General features: G+C 57.4%; 14 protein-coding genes and 3 tRNA genes. 4 read left to right on the forward strand and 13 right to left on the reverse strand.

Going from position 1 to position 19,779, the window contains the following annotated elements; genetic code table 11:
* Positions 1 to 860 (forward strand): M48 family metalloprotease (locus KUC_RS13815; RefSeq protein WP_040480912.1); only part of this gene is annotated, 860 nt, incomplete at its 5' end.
* A 790-nt stretch (positions 861 to 1,650) separates the two neighbouring features.
* Here the strand turns inward: KUC_RS13815 and nadA are convergent.
* The 10 genes from nadA to purL all read right to left on the reverse strand — a co-directional run bounded on the left by nadA (position 1,651) and on the right by purL (position 12,361).
* Complete coding sequence (nadA, locus tag KUC_RS13820) at positions 1,651 to 2,679, reverse strand: quinolinate synthase NadA (RefSeq protein WP_007113834.1); 1,029 nt, start codon at positions 2,677 to 2,679, stop codon at positions 1,651 to 1,653.
* 328 nt (positions 2,680 to 3,007) lie between these two features.
* A tRNA-Lys gene (locus KUC_RS13825) sits at positions 3,008 to 3,083 on the reverse strand.
* Between the two features lie 101 nt (positions 3,084 to 3,184).
* Positions 3,185 to 3,260, reverse strand: a tRNA-Lys gene (locus KUC_RS13830).
* 101 nt (positions 3,261 to 3,361) lie between these two features.
* Positions 3,362 to 3,437, reverse strand: a tRNA-Lys gene (locus KUC_RS13835).
* Between the two features lie 142 nt (positions 3,438 to 3,579).
* On the reverse strand, positions 3,580 to 4,455 hold the full coding sequence (gene rluB / locus KUC_RS13840; RefSeq protein WP_007113836.1) for a 23S rRNA pseudouridine(2605) synthase RluB: 876 nt from the start codon (positions 4,453 to 4,455) through the stop codon (positions 3,580 to 3,582).
* Entirely contained in the window at positions 4,442 to 5,293 is an 852-nt protein-coding gene (scpB, locus tag KUC_RS13845) for an SMC-Scp complex subunit ScpB (RefSeq protein ID WP_007113837.1), read from the reverse strand. The genes rluB and scpB overlap by 14 nt, the downstream gene beginning before the upstream one ends.
* Positions 5,290 to 6,240, reverse strand: coding sequence for a segregation and condensation protein A (locus KUC_RS13850; protein ID WP_007113838.1), 951 nt, complete (start codon positions 6,238 to 6,240; stop codon positions 5,290 to 5,292). The genes scpB and KUC_RS13850 overlap by 4 nt, the downstream gene beginning before the upstream one ends.
* 30 nt (positions 6,241 to 6,270) lie before the next feature.
* On the reverse strand, positions 6,271 to 6,519 hold the full coding sequence (locus KUC_RS13855) for a DUF2442 domain-containing protein (RefSeq protein ID WP_007113839.1): 249 nt from the start codon (positions 6,517 to 6,519) through the stop codon (positions 6,271 to 6,273).
* 64 nt (positions 6,520 to 6,583) lie between these two features.
* On the reverse strand, positions 6,584 to 8,395 hold the full coding sequence (gene radD, locus KUC_RS13860; RefSeq protein WP_007113840.1) for a DNA repair helicase RadD: 1,812 nt from the start codon (positions 8,393 to 8,395) through the stop codon (positions 6,584 to 6,586).
* A 3-nt stretch (positions 8,396 to 8,398) separates the two neighbouring features.
* Entirely contained in the window at positions 8,399 to 12,361 is a 3,963-nt protein-coding gene (purL, locus tag KUC_RS13865; RefSeq protein WP_007113841.1) for a phosphoribosylformylglycinamidine synthase, read from the reverse strand.
* 184 nt (positions 12,362 to 12,545) lie between these two features.
* Between purL and mltF the strand changes: the two genes are divergently transcribed.
* Positions 12,546 to 14,009, forward strand: a complete 1,464-nt coding sequence (gene mltF, locus KUC_RS13870; protein ID WP_007113842.1) for a membrane-bound lytic murein transglycosylase MltF — start codon at positions 12,546 to 12,548, stop codon at positions 14,007 to 14,009.
* 53 nt (positions 14,010 to 14,062) lie between these two features.
* On the opposite strand, the gene tadA is transcribed toward mltF, so the two are convergent.
* Complete coding sequence (tadA, locus tag KUC_RS13875; protein ID WP_040480917.1) at positions 14,063 to 14,530, reverse strand: tRNA adenosine(34) deaminase TadA; 468 nt, start codon at positions 14,528 to 14,530, stop codon at positions 14,063 to 14,065.
* 113 nt (positions 14,531 to 14,643) lie between these two features.
* On the opposite strand from tadA, the gene KUC_RS13880 reads away from it, so the two are divergent.
* Positions 14,644 to 15,462, forward strand: a complete 819-nt coding sequence (locus tag KUC_RS13880) for an acyl-CoA thioesterase (RefSeq protein WP_007113844.1) — start codon at positions 14,644 to 14,646, stop codon at positions 15,460 to 15,462.
* Positions 15,463 to 15,529: 67 nt separating this feature from the next.
* Here KUC_RS13880 and KUC_RS13885 read toward each other — a convergent pair whose 3' ends face one another.
* A complete protein-coding gene (locus tag KUC_RS13885; protein WP_007113845.1) occupies positions 15,530 to 16,801 on the reverse strand; it encodes a malic enzyme-like NAD(P)-binding protein in 1,272 nt (423 codons plus the stop codon).
* Positions 16,802 to 17,144: 343 nt separating this feature from the next.
* The gene (rpmE, locus tag KUC_RS19420; protein ID WP_071694190.1) at positions 17,145 to 17,360 is read right to left on the reverse strand and encodes a 50S ribosomal protein L31; all 216 of its coding nucleotides are present in this window, start codon (positions 17,358 to 17,360) and stop codon (positions 17,145 to 17,147) included.
* Between the two features lie 188 nt (positions 17,361 to 17,548).
* Between rpmE and KUC_RS13890 the strand changes: the two genes are divergently transcribed.
* A partial coding sequence (locus tag KUC_RS13890; RefSeq protein WP_244264802.1) for a primosomal protein N' occupies positions 17,549 to 19,779 on the forward strand: 2,231 nt, incomplete at its 3' end.

The raw sequence follows: 19,779 nt of genomic DNA on the forward strand, positions 1-19,779 counted from the left end.
TTGAACAGGAAGCCGATAACATAGGCCTACAGGCCATGGCCGACGCGGGCTATGACCCTGAAGCGATGGTACGCATGTTCTCTGCCATGCAGCGCATGGCCCGCCTGCAGGGCGATACGCCCCCGGAATTCTTGCTAACCCACCCGGTCACCGACAATCGTTTAAGCGCCGCGCAAGCCCGCGCCGCCCAGCTTAATGTCGCCGATGCGTACACCAGTGATACCCTCTACGACCTGATGCGCGCCCGTGCGTTGCTGAGCATTTACACCAACACTCCCCAGCAAGCAGCTTCACGACTTGCTCAGGAAGACGCCGAACAAGCCGCTCAGGACTACTTAGCCGCACTGATCGATGCTCGCAACGGCCAAACCGACAGCGCTTTGGAGCAGCTGGATAGGCTTGCCAACGAGCATCCCGACTTTGCTATGCTGCCTGCCTCTGCAGCGAGCGTCGCGCTGGAAGCTGGCCGCTACGATCAGGCCATTCAACGCAGCCAGCGATTACTGCGCTTTATGCCCAACTACCTGCCTGCCCAGCTGACATTGGCCGAAGCACAGCTTCAGCGCGACCCGCAGGCAGCTTATCAACTGCTAAACGATATTACCGTTCAAAATCCGGAAAACCCGCAGGGCTTTAATCTGTTGGCTGAAGCAGCCGGGCGCAGCGGACATGACAGCTGGGGGCATTTAGCGCGCGCAGAGCATCTTCAACTGACCGGCCGCGTTGATCGCGGCATTCGCCAACTCTCCATCGCCCGGGATGCCGCCGAGCGGGAAAATGACCAGCAGGCGCTGGCAAGAATCGAGCAGCGACGCGAGGACTTTATCGAGTATCGCGAAGCCCTGGAAGATTTTAACTAAACCTATGTTATTGAGAGGAGCGCAGCGACGCGGCAATCTCTTTGGTGGTAGCAACCCCCGAGATTGCTTCGCTCCGCTCGCAATGACATGGCGGGGCTGGCAACGACACTTCACATGTCATTGAGAGGAGCGCAGCGACGCGGCAATCTCTTTGGTGGTAGCAAACCCCGAGATTGCTTCGCTCCGCTCGCAATGACATGGCGGGGCTGGCAACGACACTTCACATGTCATTGAGAGGAGCGCAGCGACGCGGCAATCTCTTTGGTGGTAGCAACCCCCGAGATTGCTTCGCTCCGCTCGCAATGACATGGCGGGGCTGGCAACGACACTTCACATGTCATTGAGAGGAGCGCAGCGACGCGGCAATCTCTTTGGTGGTAGCAACCCCCGAGATTGCTTCGCTCCGCTCGCAATGACATGGCGGGGCTGGCAACGACACTTCACATGTCATTGAGAGGAGCGCAGCGACGCGGCAATCTCTTTGGTGGTAGCAACCCCCGAGATTGCTTCGCTCCGCTCGCAATGACATGGCGGGGCTGGCAACGACACTTCACATGTCATTGAGAGGAGCGCAGCGACGCGGCAATCTCTTTGGTGGTAGCAAACCCCGAGATTGCTTCGCTCCGCTCGCAATGACATGGCGGGGCTGGCAACGACACTTCACCTGTCATTGCGAGGAGCGCAGCGACGCGGCAATCTTCACCAGCGGAGGCAGTAACCCCGAGATTGCTTCACTTCGTTCGCAATGACACTTCTTCGTTCGCAATGACATTCGGTTAATCTTTTCTCGCTATGCGTTGAAGTTAAGCATGCGTTCAAGGGGTTTTAAAGCCTGCAGGCGCAGAGCTTCATCCACCTGAATTTCACCACTCCCATCGCGCAACGCCCCCGCTAGGTTATCCAGCGCGTTCATGGCCATCCAGGGGCAGTGGGCGCAGCTGCGGCACGTGGCACCATTACCCGCTGTAGGTGCCTCAAACAGCGTTTTATTAGGCACCGCCTGCTGCATCTTGAAAAAGATGCCACGATCAGTGGCCACAATCAGCTTATCGTTGGGCAGCTCTTTCGCGGCCTTGATCAACTGTGAGGTGGAACCTGCCACGTCCGCCAGTTTCACCACCGGCTCTGGTGACTCTGGATGCACCAGCACCGCGGCATCCGGATAGATACGCTTCAAGTCTTCAACGCCCTTGGCCTTAAACTCTTCATGGACGATACAGGCGCCGTCCCACATCAACATATCGGCGCCAGTCTTCTTCTGGATGTAACCGCCCAAGTGCTTATCAGGTGCCCAGAGAATTTTCTCGCCTTTGGCTTGCAGGTGCTCAATCACCTCTACCGCAATCGACGAAGTCACCACCCAATCCGCCCGCGCCTTAACGGCTGCGGAAGTGTTGGCATACACCACTACGGTGCGGTCAGGGTGGGCATCACAGAAAGCGCTGAACTCATCGGCAGGACAGCCAATATCCAGCGAACAGGTGGCTTCCAAGGTAGGCATCAGCACACGCTTTTCAGGCGATAGGATTTTGGCGGTTTCGCCCATAAAGCGGACACCGGCGACAACCAGCGTGGTGGCCTCATGACGAGCACCAAAGCGAGCCATCTCCAGCGAGTCAGCGACACAGCCCCCGGTCTCTTCCGCCAGTTGCTGAATGGCATCATCGGTGTAGTAGTGTGCGACCAAAACAGCGTTATGGGCCTTCAATAGCCGCTTGATCTCTTCAACCCGGGCCTGATCTTCCGCCGGAATGCGGGTCGGGCAGTAGGCTGTGGGTAGCGGAGCATCAAGCTCAGCTTGTAAAGTCATAATAGTCATTGTGTCTACCACTGTGACGAACAGGGAATCCCCCTGTTAAACACTGGGCCACGGCATAGGTACCCATCGTTCTATACCAATACCGCTCGTGTGCGCGATAGGCCGATGCGTCTCTCGCGGTGGCCTAACGCTTAAAATCTATTGCTTGGAACTGTTGCTTAAAGCTAGTGCTTAAAGCTAGCGCTTAAAAAATGGTTCTAGCACTATTCATTCTAAACCATTGTGGTGGGAAATGACTGCCAACTGCAAACAGATTGTCACACACAGATTGCTTTCCAGACACATAGCAAAACGCCCCTGGCAGTTAAACTGCCAAGGGCGTTGAATTTGGTGGGTCGTGCAGGATTCGAACCTGCGACCAATTGATTAAAAGTCAACTGCTCTACCAACTGAGCTAACGACCCAAACTTGCTTTGCTATTCATTTAATGACGTTACAACACATACTCTAAATGCTGCATACGCTAAACGCTCATCACTCAATTCAAACTGATCAGTTGTTTGAATGGTGGGTCGTGCAGGATTCGAACCTGCGACCAATTGATTAAAAGTCAACTGCTCTACCAACTGAGCTAACGACCCAAACTTGCTTTGCTATTCATTTAATGACGTTACAACACATACTCTAAATGCTGCATACGCTAAACGCTCATCACTCAATTCAAACTGATCAGTTGTTTGAATGGTGGGTCGTGCAGGATTCGAACCTGCGACCAATTGATTAAAAGTCAACTGCTCTACCAACTGAGCTAACGACCCGCCTGAACGGATGCATATCCTACGCTTACACCTTATTGATAGCAAGCGTTTTTTCGCCTTCACTCTACAACAATACATCATTTGTGTGCCTGCTCGCGTCACTCAATGCTGACAGGCACGCATATCAGCCTAGGCTAATGGCTTAGCGAGCTTTGCTTTTCGGTTTGCGCAATACCTGTACCGGTTTACGCTTGTGCTTATCGCGGTTCCAGCGATTCTTCTCATCCGGCGTCAGCGCAGGCACCTTACGGGTCTCTAAGTTAGCCAGGGTGGCTAAGTCATCCACCTCATCCTGGGTAAGTTCGACCCATTCACCGGCTTTTGCTCGCTTATCGAGGAAGATATTGCCGTAGCGCACGCGTTTAAGGCGACTAACCGTAAGAGCCTGTGATTCCCAAAGACGACGCACTTCACGGTTGCGTCCTTCCAGAATCACCACGTGGAACCAGGTGTTGATGCCTTCGCCACCAAACTCCTGCACATCGGTAAAGCGCGCAGGCCCATCTTCCAGCATGACGCCATCGACCATCGCCAGGATATGCTCGCGCTTCACTTCACCCATCACGCGAACCGCATACTCGCGCTCCACCTGGGTAGAGGGGTGCATCAAACGATTGGCCAGCTCACCATCGGTGGTAAACAGCAGTAAACCACTGGTGTTGATATCCAGGCGACCGATCGCAATCCAGCGTTCGCCTTTTAGGCGCGGCAAGCGGTCAAACACTGTGCGGCGACCTTCTGGGTCCTTACGGGTGCACAGCTCGCCTTCCGGCTTGTTGTACATAATCACCCGGCGTGGCACTTCTTCTTCGGGGCGTAGTGTCACTGGGCGGTCATCAAAACTGACTTTGTCCCGCGCTTCAACGCGGTCGCCCAATTTAGCCACCTGACTATTCACTTTAACGCGGCCGGCGGAAATCGCCGCTTCCATCTCACGACGCGAGCCAAGGCCTGCACGGGCCAAGACTTTTTGCAGCTTTTCGCTGGTTGGGGGCGTGGTGTTATCACTCTGACTCATGGTCGTCTGACCTCACATCGGTAGTCTCCGTGCTTTCGCGCTCGTCTTGTTGGCGCTTGGCACGGGCCGCGAGCCGAGCCTGTAGGTCGGCAAAACTCAGCGGCTGGGTTAACGCCGTCTCGGCGTGCGTGTCGGCTATATCAGCCGAGGTTATCTGTTCTTTCTGGAGTGGCGCATCCTGCACCGTTTTGATCATTTCGTCTAGTGCTTCATCGCCTGAACCAGTGCCATTTTCTTCCTGAACATCAGCATCACTTGTCATCCCCGGCTCTTCAGATATTTCGTTTTCGTCCCAGCTTGCCAAGGTGTGCATGGGCGGCAGCGCGTCGAGGGTTTTTAACCCAAAATCATCTAAAAAGCTGCGTGTGGTGGCGTATACCGCCGGTCGACCGGGCACATCACGATGACCGACTACGCGAATCCAGCCACGTTCTGACAGAGTACGCATAATTGAGCTGCTAACGCTGACCCCACGCACCTCTTCAATATCGCCCCGGGTGACCGGCTGCCGGTAGGCGATTAACGCCAGGGTTTCCAACAGTGCCCGTGAGTAACGTTGGGGGCGCTCATCCCACAACCGCGACACCCACTGGGAAAGCCGCGGACGAATGCGCAGCTGGTAGCCTGAGAACGTTTCCAGCAGCTCCAGCGCACCACCAGAATGGCGCTGCTGCAAACGCTCCAGGACGTCACGAAACTCCTTGCGCGTGGGGCATTCGCCTTCAAGAAAAAGCGTCTCCAACCGATCAAGGGGTATCGGTTCGCCAGCAGCCAGCAGTGCCGCTTCGACAATGTCATCTAAAACAGTGTCATCTAACGCGGTGACGGCGTTACTCATGGCGTCTCCTCGCCAGGTTCAAAAGCGGACTCGCCATAGGCATCATCTTCTATCTCGCCCTCATCAAAAGCACTTTCCTCACCGTCAGCAAGGGCAGCACGCCGCGCGCGCACGTGAATCGGCGACAGCGCCGCATTTTGCACTATTTCAATCATGGCTTCTTTAGCTAGCTCAAGAATCGCCATAAAAGTGACCACCACCCCTGCGCGCCCCTCTTCTAAAGTAAACAGTGCTTCAAAGGGGGTATAGCGCTGCTGGGCGTCATCGTGACTTAGCTGTTCCATAATCTTGAGCATGCGCTCGCGGGTAGAGAGCACCTCGCGACTGATCTGGTGGGCCTGCACTAGTTCGGCGCGCTTAAGGATATCGGAGAGCGCGCTGAGCAATTCATCCAACTCCACCTCTGGGTGAATCACGCGGGATTCCAGCGGTGGTAAGCCCGCTTGCACGCTGAACCAGTCACGCCCCATGCGCGGCAGCGTATCCAGCGTTTCTGCCGCCTCTTTAAGGCGCTCATACTCTTGCAGTCGGCGGATAAGCTCAGCGCGGGGATCTTCCTCGTCATCGCCCTCTGCCTTCGGTGGACGCGGCAGCAACGTGCGCGACTTTATCTCTGCCAGCATGGCGGCCATTAGCAGGTATTCCCCCGCCAGCTCGATCTCCATGGCCTTCATCAGCTCCACGTACTCGATGTACTGGTGGGTGATGGTCGCCACGTTGATGGTCAAAATATCCAGATTTTGGCGGCGAATCAGGTAGAGCAGCAGATCCAGTGGGCCTTCAAAGGTTTCCAAAAACACGCGCAGCGCTTCCGGCGGAATATACAAATCCTCCGGCATTTGGGTAATCGGCTCATTAAACAGGCGCCCAAACGAAGCGGCCGCAGGCTCGGTTACCGCGGCATCAGGATTTTCTAAATCGATAGCATCGCTTGGCGTCTCGCTCACGCGGGTCGGGCTCTCTTAAGGTGGTTGAAATCAGGCAACAGCCTGACGGTGACGTGTTAAATCGCCTTGCCCGGCCAAAATCCCATCAATAGATACATCTTCATCCAGTGCATCCCAATGAATTCCACGGGCGCTCAATTCATAGCTTGCCAATTGTTGAGGTGATGCTTTAAGAAGGCGCGGGTACCAAGCCAGCGGTACGCCGACCGTTCGCCCATCGCTTAACTCAACCCAAAAATTATCTTCATCAAACGTAACTCGCTTAGGAGAATTAGTCATGCCAGGCTCCCTCTAGTATATCGCGGTGTTGAATAATAGATGGTTTATCGCCACAAGGCACATGCTACCCCGCCTCCACCGCTTTCCGGTAGCGGCCTGCATAGTCAAACAGCTTGTCACGGATTTGGAAATGGCGCCCCACTTTGCGGCCTACGACAAAATCAGGGTGGCGCAGGCGGCGTTGTTCGGCAACGACTTCGTCGGCGCTTAGCGGCTGCCATTTACCCCCTGGTGCGCGCAGGTGGTAACGCAGAAAAGCAGCGTAGAAGGCGCGCCGCTGAGCCGGGGTTTCCAGCGCAAACCACTCAGAAAGATGGCTGCCGTCTTCGTCGTGGTAGGTGACTTTTAAACGCGGCAGGCCGCGACCGTTGGTGGTTGCTTCCAGCTGCATGCCGCTGACCCTTAACACTTTTGCATCTTTGAGCTTCAGCGCATCTTTGAGCTTATCGTCGGCATCCACCAACAGTTTCTCACAACCGTGGCAGCACCGGGCGGCGATGTCATTTTCAGCCCCACACTCCTCGCAGACCTTAAAGCGAAAGCGAAATTCGCACTGGCGATGCTTTCCCTCCTCGTCCTCTACCAAACCCTGACAACGGCGGCCAAAGTGCTCAATCACTAGCTCACCATCGCGCTTGCCCCAGTAAAGATTGGCGTGGCCGCAGGCAGGGCACTCCACCTGCACCGGCTCACTATCGCTATCCGGCTTCGGCTCGCCCACTTCGGGGGCATAGATATCCCAAGGGTTACCGGCGTAATCTAGAATTAGACAGTCGCTTTTACCCGGCGATAAGCGCAGCCCTCTACCTATCATCTGCTGATAGAGGCTCACCGATTCGGTGGGCCGTAAAATAGCGATTAAATCCACGTGGGGAGCATCGAAACCGGTGGTCAGCACCGCCACGTTGACCAGATACTTCAGCTCTCGCGCCTTAAAAGCATCGATCAGCGTCGTGCGCTCCTGGGAAGGCGTTGCGCCGGTAATCAGCGCGGCTTCTGCCCTGGGTAAATAACCGATGATTTCTTCAGCGTGGGCCACGGTGGCAGCAAAAACCATCACGCCCTGGCGATCAACCGCGCGCTCGACAATTTGCCCGATAATACCCGGCGTTGCCCGGCTACCCGCCACCACGCGATTAAGCTCCTCCTCCTGAAACAGACCGCTTGACGAGGGTTTGAGTGCGGAGAAGTCGTAGCCCTCAATGGCCATATCCAGGCGCTTGGGCGCAGCGAGGTAGCCCTGCTTGACCATCAGGCGCAGCGGCTGCTCAAACACACAGTCGCGAAAAAAGCTCTCTTCGCTGCCGCGCACCATACCGTGGTGGTGGCGATAGTAGATAAACCCCTGCCCCAAGCGGTAAGGGGTCGCCGTTAAGCCAAGTATCTTCAGCTGCGGGTTGTGCTGGCGCAGATGCTCGATCACTTGGCGATAGCTGGCGTCTTCATTAAGCGATACACGGTGGCTCTCATCGATCACCAACAGGGTAAAGTTAGCGTCGTTAAAACTATCCAAGTTGCGCACCACCGACTGCACCGAGCCAAACACCACTTGGCGGCTGGCCTCTTTGCGCTTTAAACCGGCGCTAAAAATATCCGCTTCAAGGCCATAGGCCTGGTACTTGGCGTGGTTCTGCTCCACCAGTTCGCGCACATGGGCCAGTACCAGCACCCGCCCTCTCGCCAACCGCGCCAGCTCCGCAATCACCAGGGATTTGCCGCTGCCGGTAGGCAATACTACCAAAGCAGGTTCGCTGGAGGCGCGAAAGTGCACCACCACGCGCTTGACCGCTTCCTGCTGGTAGGGGCGTAGTTTGGGCGTAGCAGATGAAGATAGGAAAGGCGGCCCGGAGGCCGCCTTAGGGTGTTGCTTAATCAATCTCTAACCCAACCATACGCGAGCGTTGCGGAATAGCCGCAGCCAGGCACCATCTTCCGTCCACTCCGCCGGGCGCCAGGAGTTGGTGACCGCCCGAGCAACACGCTCGGGGTGGGGCATCATAATGGTTACCCGGCCATCCGGCGTGGTCAAACCGGTGATGCCCGCAGGCGAGCCGTTGGGGTTGGCGGGGTAACGGGTAGTTGCCTGGCCATAGTTATCGATGTAACGCAGGGCGATTTGGCTGCTCGACTGCATGCTACGCAAATGCGCGCTGTCGCGGAACGCCGCCTGTCCTTCACCATGGGCCACGGCAATGGGCAGCTTTGAACCTTCCATACCGGCGAGCAGGATCGAGGGGCTCTTTTCAACCCGCACCATCGAAACCCGCGCCTCAAACTGCTCGGATTCGTTGCGTACAAAGGTCGGCCAGTTTTCAGCGCCGGGAATGAGCGTTTTCAACTGCGAGAGCATCTGGCAGCCGTTGCACACACCCAGCGAGAAGCTGTCTTCACGGGCAAAGAACGCCGCAAACTGCTCCCGAGCGCGCTCGTTAAACAGCACCGACTTGGCCCAGCCGCCACCAGCGCCCAGCACGTCGCCATAGGAGAAACCGCCGCAGGCCACCAGACCTTTGAACGCTTCCAGCGATACGCGCCCTTCAAGGATGTCGCTCATATGCACATCCACCGCCTCAAACCCGGCCTTATCGAAGGCCCAGGCCATCTCCACCTGACCATTGACGCCCTGCTCACGCAGCACCGCCATGGCGGGCTTGGCGGTATTAACGAACGGCGCGCTGACATCCTCATTGACATCAAAGGACGGTGTTGCGGAGAGCCCTGGGTCGCGGCTATCGAGCAGATTATCGAATTCGTTTTTAGCGCATTCGGGATTATCGCGCAGCGCCTGCATGCGGTAACTGGTTTCAGCCCAGGTACGCTGGGTAAGCAGACGGGTAGTTTCCAGCAAGGGCTCTTCAAACAGCGTGACGCGCACCTGGTCGTCGTAACGCGGACGGGCGATGACGCCACAAGTTTCGATACCGGCAACGGCAAACTGCGCCAGCACTTCTTCCGTGTGTTCACGATTGACCTGGATCACGGCGCCCAGCTCCTCGGAGAACAGCGCGTTCAACGCCTCCACCGGCTCATCGATCATCCAGTCGAGCTTGATCTCAAGCCCAGCATGGGCGGCAAAGGCCATCTCCAGAAGCGTGACCAGCAGGCCCCCGTCGCTACGATCGTGATACGCCAGCAGCTTGCCGTCACGGTTCAGGCCCTGAATGACCTCAAAGAAGGCCTTGATATCTTCCGGGTCATCTACATCGGGGCAGTCATTGCCTACTTGGCCATATACCTGCGCCAGCGCTGAGCCGCCCAAACGGTTCTGACCGTTGCCCAGGTCGATCAAAATCAGATCCGATTCGTCTTGATCCAGATTGATCTGCGGCGTGAGCGTCGCCAGGGCGTCAGTCACCGGAGCAAAGCCGGTCACCACTAGCGAGAGCGGCGACGTCACACTCTTATCTTCGTACTCGCCCTGCTCGTTCTCATCCTTCCAAGCCGTGCGCATCGACATTGAGTCCTTGCCCACCGGAATGGCAATGCCCAGCGCCGGGCACATTTCCATACCCACCGCATAAACGGCGTCATACAACGCTTGGTTTTCACCTGGATGGTCAGCCGCGCTCATCCAGTTAGCGGAGAGCTTGATATCGCTAAGTTTGGCAATCGGTGCCGCCGCCAAATTGGTAATCGCTTCGGCAACCGCCAGGCGGGCGCTAGCCGCGGGGTTGATCAATGCTACCGGCGGACGCTCCCCCATGGCCATGGCTTCACCCGCATGGCTGTCAAAGCTTGCCGTGGTCACCGCTACATCGGCTACCGGCACTTGCCAGGGGCCGACCATTTGGTCGCGAGCCACTTGGCCAGTAATCGAGCGGTCGCCAATGGTAATCAGGAAATTTTTGGAGGCCACTGTGGGCAGACGCAGCACCCGATCCAGCGCTTCGCGCAGGTCAAGATTATCCAGCATCATGCCGGAAAGCGCCGGGTCGTGGCGTTCAAATTCGCGCTGCATTTTAGGCGCTTTGCCAAACAGTACACTCATCGGCAAATCGACCGGCTTACTTTCAAAGTGGCCGTCGCGCACTTCAAGGTGGTGCTCTTCCAATGCTTCGCCGACGACCGCATAGGGGCAGCGCTCACGCTTGCACAAGGCATCAAAGGTGTCCAAATCTTCTGGCGCGACAGCAAGCACGTAGCGCTCCTGGGCTTCGTTGCACCAGATTTCCAGGGGACTCATGCCCGGCTCGGCGTTGGGCACCGCACGCAGATCAAAGCGGCCACCACGGTTGCCGTCTTTGACCAGCTCCGGCAGCGCGTTGGAAAGCCCGCCAGCGCCCACATCGTGGATAAAGCGAATCGGGTTGTGATCGCCCAGCGCCCAGCAGCGGTCGATAACTTCCTGGGCGCGGCGTTCAATTTCGGGGTTCTCACGTTGTACCGAGGCAAAATCCAAATCGGCACTAGAGGTGCCGGATGACATGCTGGAGGCTGCGCCGCCACCCAGGCCAATCAGCATCGCCGGGCCGCCCATCACAATCAGCTTGCCGCCAACGGGGATATCGCCCTTTTGCACGTGGTGGGCACGGATATTGCCGTAACCGCCGGCGAGCATAATCGGCTTATGGAAGCCGCGCCGTTCAATACCGCCCTCATTAAGCGACTCCTGCTCGTAGGTGCGGAAATAGCCGGTTAGATTGGGGCGACCAAACTCATTGTTGAACGCGGCGCCGCCGATAGGGCCGTCGAGCATGATGTTCAGCGCCGACTGCATGCGCTCGGGCTTGCCGTAATCAAACGCCTCCCAGGGCTGCACAAACTCAGGAATGCGTAGATTTGAAACGGTATAGCCCGAAAGGCCCGCTTTAGGCTTTCCGCCAATACCGGTAGCACCTTCGTCGCGGATTTCGCCGCCTGAGCCGGTCGCAGCTCCCGGGAAAGGGGCGATCGCGGTGGGATGATTATGGGTTTCAACCTTCATCAGGATATGAACGGGTTCCTGATGAGTCGCGTAGAGTGCACGTTCGTTGTCAGCGCCCGTCAGTGGCGTAGCAAAGAAGCGCCCGGCTTGGCTGCCTTTGATGACCGCAGCGTTGTCGCTGTAGGCCGAGAGTACGTTGTCCGGCGATGATGCAAAGGTGTTCTTGATCATCTTAAACAGCGAGTGGCTCTGCAGCTCGCCGTCGATCACCCAATCGGCGTTGAAGATTTTGTGACGGCAGTGCTCAGAGTTGGCCTGAGCAAACATCATCAGCTCAACGTCGCTGGGGTTACGCCCCAACTCATTGAAGGCATCGACAAGATAGTCGATTTCATCTTCTGCCAGCGCTAGCCCCAAAGCCTGGTTGGCCGTTGCCAGCGCATCCCGACCACCTTCTAGAATATCCACACTGCCCAGCGGTGCCGGGTCGTGTTGGGCAAACAGCATAGCGGCGTCCGAGGCATCGGCTAGCACGGTTTCGGTCATACGGTCATGCAGCAGTGCCACCAGCGCGCTCAAACTCTCTTCGTCCGGCATAGCGGTAAAGCTGACGCGGTAATCGATGCCGCGCTCGATGCGGCTAATCTGGTGCAAGCCACAGTTATGGGCGATATCGGTGGCTTTTGAAGACCAGGGAGACTGGGTGCCTAGGCGCGGCACCACTAAAAAGCGCTGGGCGCGCTCAGGGACCTCTACGCTTGAGTGGGTGCCATAGCCCGGCACATAGTCTAGCAATTGCGCCAAACGTTCGCGGGCAGCGTCATCCAGCTCATCGCGGCGGTCATGGGAGTGAACATCGATAAAATGAACATAGTGGGCGGACAGCGCTTCCACCTCGGGAACACGTTCACGCAGCACCGCTAACAGCCGAGCATGACGGAAGGCAGAAAGGGCGGGCGCGCCTCGCAGTTCGAGCATATCCTGAAGCCTCTAGAGCAGGGAAATTCGAGCAGGGAAATCACCGGGCCGCTATGCGACCATGCTTTTATGGTGCCGAAAATTGACTATGATACTGGAAACCAGCCGCCACACGAAATCAACAAGGTGACAGCCTGCTCCTGGCTGGGTATCGTGGCAGCTTGTTTCATGCCGACAAGACATCATGCTGACGTTGATTTGCCGACATTTTGTAGCCCGTGCCAGCGCTTATTACGCGCTGATCGCTATTACGCTTTTAACTCTGGTACCGACTCTCTCCCTGGTTCCTCCCGGCGAGCATCTGACGCAGATCACTGCAAAAGATTTTATTACCTTTCACACCCGCAACACACCCACCACTTATTACCAAGGTCGCCAGGGCCCTACCGGCTTTGAGTACGAGCTAATGCACCGCTTTGCCGATCACCTGGGGGTGAGCCTAAACCTTAACGCCCGCCACCACCCAGAGAGCGTGCTCCCGGCGGTACGCGAAAAAGGCGACCTGGGCGCGGCGGCACTACCGCTATTACCCAACCCCTCCGGCATTTACTACACTCGGCCGATTATTCAGATGCAGCCGCTGGTTGTATACCGGCGCGGCCTGAATGGTATTAGTGAGCCGAACGACCTAGTCGGCCTGGAGCTTGGTACGCTTAGCGAAGCGGGTACAAGCGAAGCGCTGCGCGACCTGCAGCGTCGCCACCCCACACTGAGCTGGAAAGAGTCCCACGAGCTGGAGGTCGCCGAACTGCTGGCCCGGGTAGAGAACGGCACGCTGGACGCAGCGGTTATTTTTGAACATCAGTTTCGTTTAAACCGGCTATTTTTCCCCAACGTTGAGCGCGGCTTTATCCTCGGCGACCCGCTCTCCATGGCGTGGGCAGTGCCCAGCGGTCGCGGCTTGGGGTTACTCGAGGCCGCCAATCGCTTCCTCCAAGACCTTCAGGAAAGCGGCATACTGGATCGGCTGGTCAGCCGCTACTTTGGCCATGACGACTACTTGGAGTATGTAGGCACCCGTACCTTCCTTGATCACCTGGATGCGCGTTTACCCCGCTACACGGAGCTATTCCAGCAGTCTGCCCGGGAAACGGGGTTTGATTGGAAGTTACTCGCTGCGGTGGGCTACCAAGAGTCTCACTGGGATCCAGATGCTGTATCGCCGACGGGGGTGCGCGGTTTGATGATGCTGACCAATCCCACCGCCAGTGAGATGGACGTCAGCGACCGTACCGATCCGGCCCAGAGCATCGATGGCGGTGCTCGCTATTTACGCAGCATCAAGGATCGCTTACCGGAAAGTATCACCGGTGAAGACCGCCTGTTTATGGCTATGGCTGCTTATAATGTGGGCCTGGGACACTTGTATGATGCTCGCAAGATTACAGAGATGCGCGGCGGCGATCCCGATAGCTGGATGGACGTACGCGCCGCGCTGCCCCTGTTACAGCAGCGTGAATGGCATAGCCAGACGCGTCACGGCTACGCCCGTGGCGGCGAGCCGGTGATATACGTACGCAATATCCGCCGCTACTACGAAATGATTGAGTATGTTGAGCGCAGCCGTCAGCAGTTTTTCCAACTAGAGCAAACGGCTGTCAACGATGACCCGCTGCTATTGTTCGAGCTTGTGCCACCGCTTAATTAAAAGCCACCTCTGTCGCATCCCACTTCACTGACCCGTTACCCGTCTGCGGATAACTATTCACAGGGCTGCTCTCGCCGCGCGGCAAAAAAGCGCTTCAGCAATTTTTGCGACGCTGGCGCCAACACCCCCCCGGTCACCAATACCTGATGGTTAAACCACGGCTGCGCCAGCAGGTTAGCTTTAGATTCGACCATGCCAGCCCTAGGTTCGGCGGCGCCATACACTAACCGCGCCAAGCGCGCGTGTATCATCGCACCTGCGCACATCATGCACGGCTCTAGGGTGACAAACAGCGTACAGCCCTCAAGCCGATAATTGTCCTGGTGCTTGCCCGCTTCGCGCAGGGCACGAACTTCCGCGTGGCCGCTAGGGTCGCAGCTCGCCACCGGGGCGTTGCAGCCGACGCCAATAATCTCCCCCTGCGCATCGACAACCACCGCCCCCACGGGCACCTCGCCCGCCGCTGCTGCCAAGTGCGCTTGGTCAAGCGCCCGGTGCATGTAAAATTCATCGCTGCGCATAAACGTAAACTCCGCTAAGGTAGCAAAACGATCGTATGAAAGGGTTAACCCCTGCCGTAGTAACTCATTTTCATCGACAGCATTCGATTGAGACAGCCGCAAGGATACCGAGAATGACAGACGCGCTGAATAAACTGGTAGCGTTACTGGAGCTAGAAACGCTGGAAGAGACGCTATATCGTGGCCAGAGCCAGGATCTAGGCTTTCCTCAGCTCTATGGTGGTCAGGTACTCGGCCAAGCGCTTGCAGCCGCCGCGCGCACAGTGCCTGTTGAGCGCCGACCGCACTCTCAACACGGCTATTTTCTGCGCCCCGGCGACCCTCATCGGCCCGTTGTTTATCAGGTGGATACTATTCGCGATGGTGGCAGCTTCACGACCCGCCGCGTCACTGCCATTCAAAAAGGCCGACCGATCTTCTTTTGCAGCGCTTCTTTTCAAAGCGAAGAGGCGAGCTTTAGCCATCAGCGCGCCATGCCGGATGTGCCGACACCCGAAGCGTTAATCGAAAGCGGCGAAGCCAAGCACGACCGCTTTCCCGGCCACCCGATTGAGTTTGTGCATCTACCCGGCAACCCCGACAACGGCACGCCTGCAGGCCAATGCTTATGGTTTCGTCTTTCCGGCACGCTGCCAGACGACCCGGCATTGCACCGCCACCTGCTCTCTTACGCTTCTGACTTCAACCTGCTGACCACCAGCCTGATTCCCCACGGCATTGAATACCGAGACCCCAAGCTGCGCATTGCCAGCCTTGACCATGCCCTGTGGCTCCACCAAGACACCCGCCTGGATGACTGGCTGCTATACGTTATCGACTCACCCTGGACAGGCGGTGCTCGCGGGCTGGCGCGGGGGCATATATACAGCCGCGATGGCCGCTTAGTGGCCTCTACCGCTCAGGAAGGGCTGACGCGCTATTCGAAAGACTAAATAGGCAGTCACTCAAAACACTTACGCCCGCAAGAAGCGGGCGTAAGTCAGCGAACAAGTTAGGGGCTTAGCCGCCGTAAACGTCGTTAATTGACTGCAGTGGGTAGTGCGATGGGAAAGGCTTACGCGCGACACCAGAATCGACCGCGGCTTGAGCAACCGCCGAGGTGACCCGCGCCAGCAGGCGAATATCGACCGGCGTGGGAATGATGTACTCGCGGCCAAAGCTCATTTCTGTGCGCTCGTAGGCGTTGAGCACTTCCTGGGGCACCGGCTCACGGGCCAGATCTTTCAGCGCATGCACCGCCGCCAGCTTCATCTCTTCATTGATGCGCGTGGCGCGAACATCCAAAGCGCCGCGGAAGATAAAAGGAAAGCCCAGCACGTTATTGACCTGGTTCGGGAAGTCCGAACGGCCGGTCGCCATGATCACATCCGGACGTACTTCACGAGCAACATCCGGGTGAATTTCCGGATCTGGGTTAGTGCAAGCAAAAATCACCGGATCAGGCGCCATTTTCTTGACCTGCTCAGCGGATAGCAGCCCGGGGCCTGACAGGCCGATAAAGACATCCGCATTGTCGATGGCATCGTCTAAGGTGCGCATCTCGGTATCGCGGGCAAACTCGGCTTTATATTCGTTAATGCCCTCACGATCGGTGTGAATAACGCCACGCCGATCCAGCATCACCAGGTTATCTTTACTAGCACCACAAGAGACCAGCAGCCGCATACAGGCAATCGCCGCCGCACCTGCGCCCATGCAAACAATTTTAACGTCTTCGATTTTTTTGCCAGCAATATCCAAGGCATTCAGCATGCCAGCCGCCGTGACAATGGCGGTACCGTGCTGGTCATCGTGAAATACCGGGATACTGCAGCGCTCAATCAGCGCTTTCTCGATTTCAAAGCACTCCGGCGCCTTAATATCTTCAAGATTGATGCCGCCCCAGGTATCAGCAATCCGCGCTACGGTATCGATAAACGCCTGCGGGCTTTCTGCATCCACTTCGATATCCACCGAGTTGATGCCCGCAAAGCACTTGAACAGCACGCCTTTACCTTCCATTACCGGCTTGCTGGCCAACGGCCCCAGGTTACCCAGACCAAGAATAGCGCTGCCGTCGGTAATAACCGCGACCAGATTACCCTTGCCGGTATAGCGGTAAGCATTTTCCGCATCCCGGGCAATTTCAAGCACTGGCTCAGCCACGCCTGGGCTATACGCCAACGCCAAATCCCGTGCAGTCGCGGTGGGTTTGGTCAACTCCACCGAAAGCTTACCGGGAATCGGTTTAGCGTGATAATCCAAAGCAGCCTGCTTATTTGCATCCGTCATGGTCAGAGTCCAGTTAGCATAAAGTAGATAAGTCTTTTCAGAATATAGAAAAAACCATAGCGTCTCAAGCGCGCAGTCAACTTACAAAAAAACGCCCGTTTAACTGAATTATGCCTTCACATTCGTCACATTTAGCCATTATTTACTGAAACTTATGCAAACAGAACTTACCTATAATGGTTTGCTTATTGCTGCAACACAGCATTTATGGAAAAATTTTCCAAACGCCGCTTATAAGGCAAGCATATTTAGCTAACAAAAAACCCACGCCGGGGCGTGGGTTTTGCGCGAGCTTCGCCTGTTCTGAACAGGCACGCTGGCGATATGGCTTATCCGACTGGGATTAGCCGCGCTTAACAGCAGCGCCGAAACGCTTGTTGAAACGCTCTACGCGGCCACCAGTGGTCGCTTGCTTCTGCTTACCGGTGTAGAACGGGTGGCAGTTGGAGCACACATCCAAAGAAAAGTCCTGACCAGAGGTCGAACCTACTTGGAAAGTGGCGCCGCAAGAACAGTTGGCGGTGACCGTGTTGTAATTCGGGTGAATACCTTGTCTCATCTCGAGCCTCACGAAGCTATATGCCGCCACCTGATCTCGTGCCAGGTACCGCATACGGGTTTGGAAAAAACGACTAACCGGTTAGCCGCCCTGTCTTTACGATAGTCTTTAGGGACATACTTCCCAAAGAAAGATCGTTAGGATTTAGAGCGGTCGCATATTCTAGCAAAACTAACGCCGGAGGCCAATTGGCTGACTCCTTTTCTTCGCAGGCATCTTCGCAAAGACCGTCTCAAAGGCCTTATCAAAGACCTTCTCAAGCACTCGATCAGGTACTTAAGGTAGCCCTGCCCTCGCCGCTGCGCCGCCTGTTCGACTACCTGCCATCCAAGCAAGCACCCTCCTGCGGCTGGCAGACGGGGCTGCGAGTGCGAGTGCCCTTTGGGCGTCGCGAAGTCGTCGGCGTGGTCGTTGAATTGGCCGACCATAGCGACCTGCCGCGCAGCCAGTTGCGTGGCATCAGTGAAGCGCTGGATGATGCCCCGTTGCCGGACGATTGGCTATGGCTATGCCGCTTCGCCGCCCGGTACTATCAGCACAGCCTGGGCGACACCCTGCACCACGCCATGCCCGCGCGACTGCGCCAGGGCCACCCTATGGCCGGTCGCACCCAAACCCTTTGGCTTGCCCAGGGCGAAGACGCCGAAGAAACACTCAGCCGAGCACCTAAACAAGCGGCGCTGCATGCACTGCTGCGCCAGCACCCCCACGGGCTACCCGGCCGCGCGGTTAGCGCCCATGGTTTTGCCCGCGACCAGCTATTAGCGTTGAAGAAGAAAGGCTTGGCGACCAGCCAGGAACATATTCTGACTGCCCCAGCGCCACCCAGCGGCAACCTACTGGCGACACCAGCGCTGCCTTTAAACCGTGAGCAAGCCACGGCGCTGGCAGCGCTGCACGAAAAGCTCGACGGCTACCACCCCTGTTTGCTCGAAGGCGTCACCGGTAGCGGTAAAACCGAAGTCTACCTCCAACTGATTGAAGCCATTGCCGCCAAGGGCAAACAGTCGCTGGTACTGGTGCCAGAAATTGGCCTAACCCCACAGACGCTGGCGCGCTTTAGAAGCCGCTTTCGCGTTCCCGTGGTGGCGCTGCATTCTGGCCTCACCGACCCCGAGCGGCTAGACGTGTGGGAAGCCGCCGCCAGCGGCCGGGCGTTGATCATTATCGGCACCCGTTCGGCGATTTTTACCCCGCTGGCTAACCCCGGCGCGATTATTGTCGACGAGGAGCACGACGGCTCCTACAAACAGCACGACGGGTTACGCTACCACGCCCGGGATCTTGCAGTGGCACGCGCCCACTACCATAAGATTCCGCTGCTAATGGGCAGCGCCACCCCTTCCCTAGAGAGCCTGCATCAGGCACTTGCCGGTGCCTACCGCCATCTGCGCCTCACCCAGCGCCCCAGCCAACACCCACCGGCCAAGCTGGAGTTAATCGACCTACGCCACCAGCGCCGCCAGGGAGGGCTGCTGCCCGGCGCTATCAAGGCGATTAAAAGCACCCTCGCTGCAGGCAAGCAGGTGCTGATTTTTATCAATCGCCGCGGTTTTGCCCCGACACTTGCCTGCCACGCCTGCGGCTGGATGGCCGATTGCAATCAGTGTGACGCGCGCATGACGCTGCACCGCCAGCCACCGTTGCTGGCCTGTCACCACTGCGATAGCCGCCGTGCCCTACCGGACGCCTGCCCCGAGTGCGGCAGCGGCGACCTGCGCGCCTTGGGTAGCGGCACAGAACGCACCGAAGAGACGCTGCAAACGCTGTTTCCAAAAACGACTATCCACCGCATCGACCGTGACAGCACCCGACGGAAGGATAGCTTTGAGCAAGTGTTAAAAGAGATACAGCGCGGTGAGCCCTGCGTGTTGGTCGGCACTCAAATGCTTGCCAAAGGCCACCACTTGCCCCACGTTACTTTGGTGGTTGTCGTAAATGCCGACGGCGGATTGTATGCGGCAGATTTTCGCGCCCTCGAACATAGCGCCCAGTTGCTCGAACAGGTGGCAGGCCGTGCGGGGCGCGCCGCCCACCCTGGCCGTGTGCTGGTGCAAACCCTGCACCCCGACGACCCTCACTTGGGTCAGTTGGCCGAACATGGCTACGGGGCGCTGGCGCGCAACATGCTCGAAGAGCGGCGCATCGCCCAACTGCCGCCGTTCTGCTTTATGGCGTTGCTGCGCATCGAAAGCCCCAAAGAGGAGGCCGCTCTGGCGACGGCGCAACAGGCCGCCCAGGCCCTGCGCCAGTGGCTCAAAGAGTCCCGCGTAGCCACTCGCTGCCTAGGGCCAGTGCCCGCCCCGATGGAAAGACGCCAGAACCGCTACCATTTACACGTTATGCTAGCCGCCGATAAACGCAGCCAATTGCACCCCGCCGTTAGCTGGCTGGTGCAGTGGCTGGGAGGTAAACGCGG

It is taken from the genome of Vreelandella boliviensis LC1, from assembly GCF_000236035.1.
GTDB classification, from domain to species: Bacteria; Pseudomonadota; Gammaproteobacteria; order Pseudomonadales; family Halomonadaceae; genus Vreelandella; species Vreelandella boliviensis.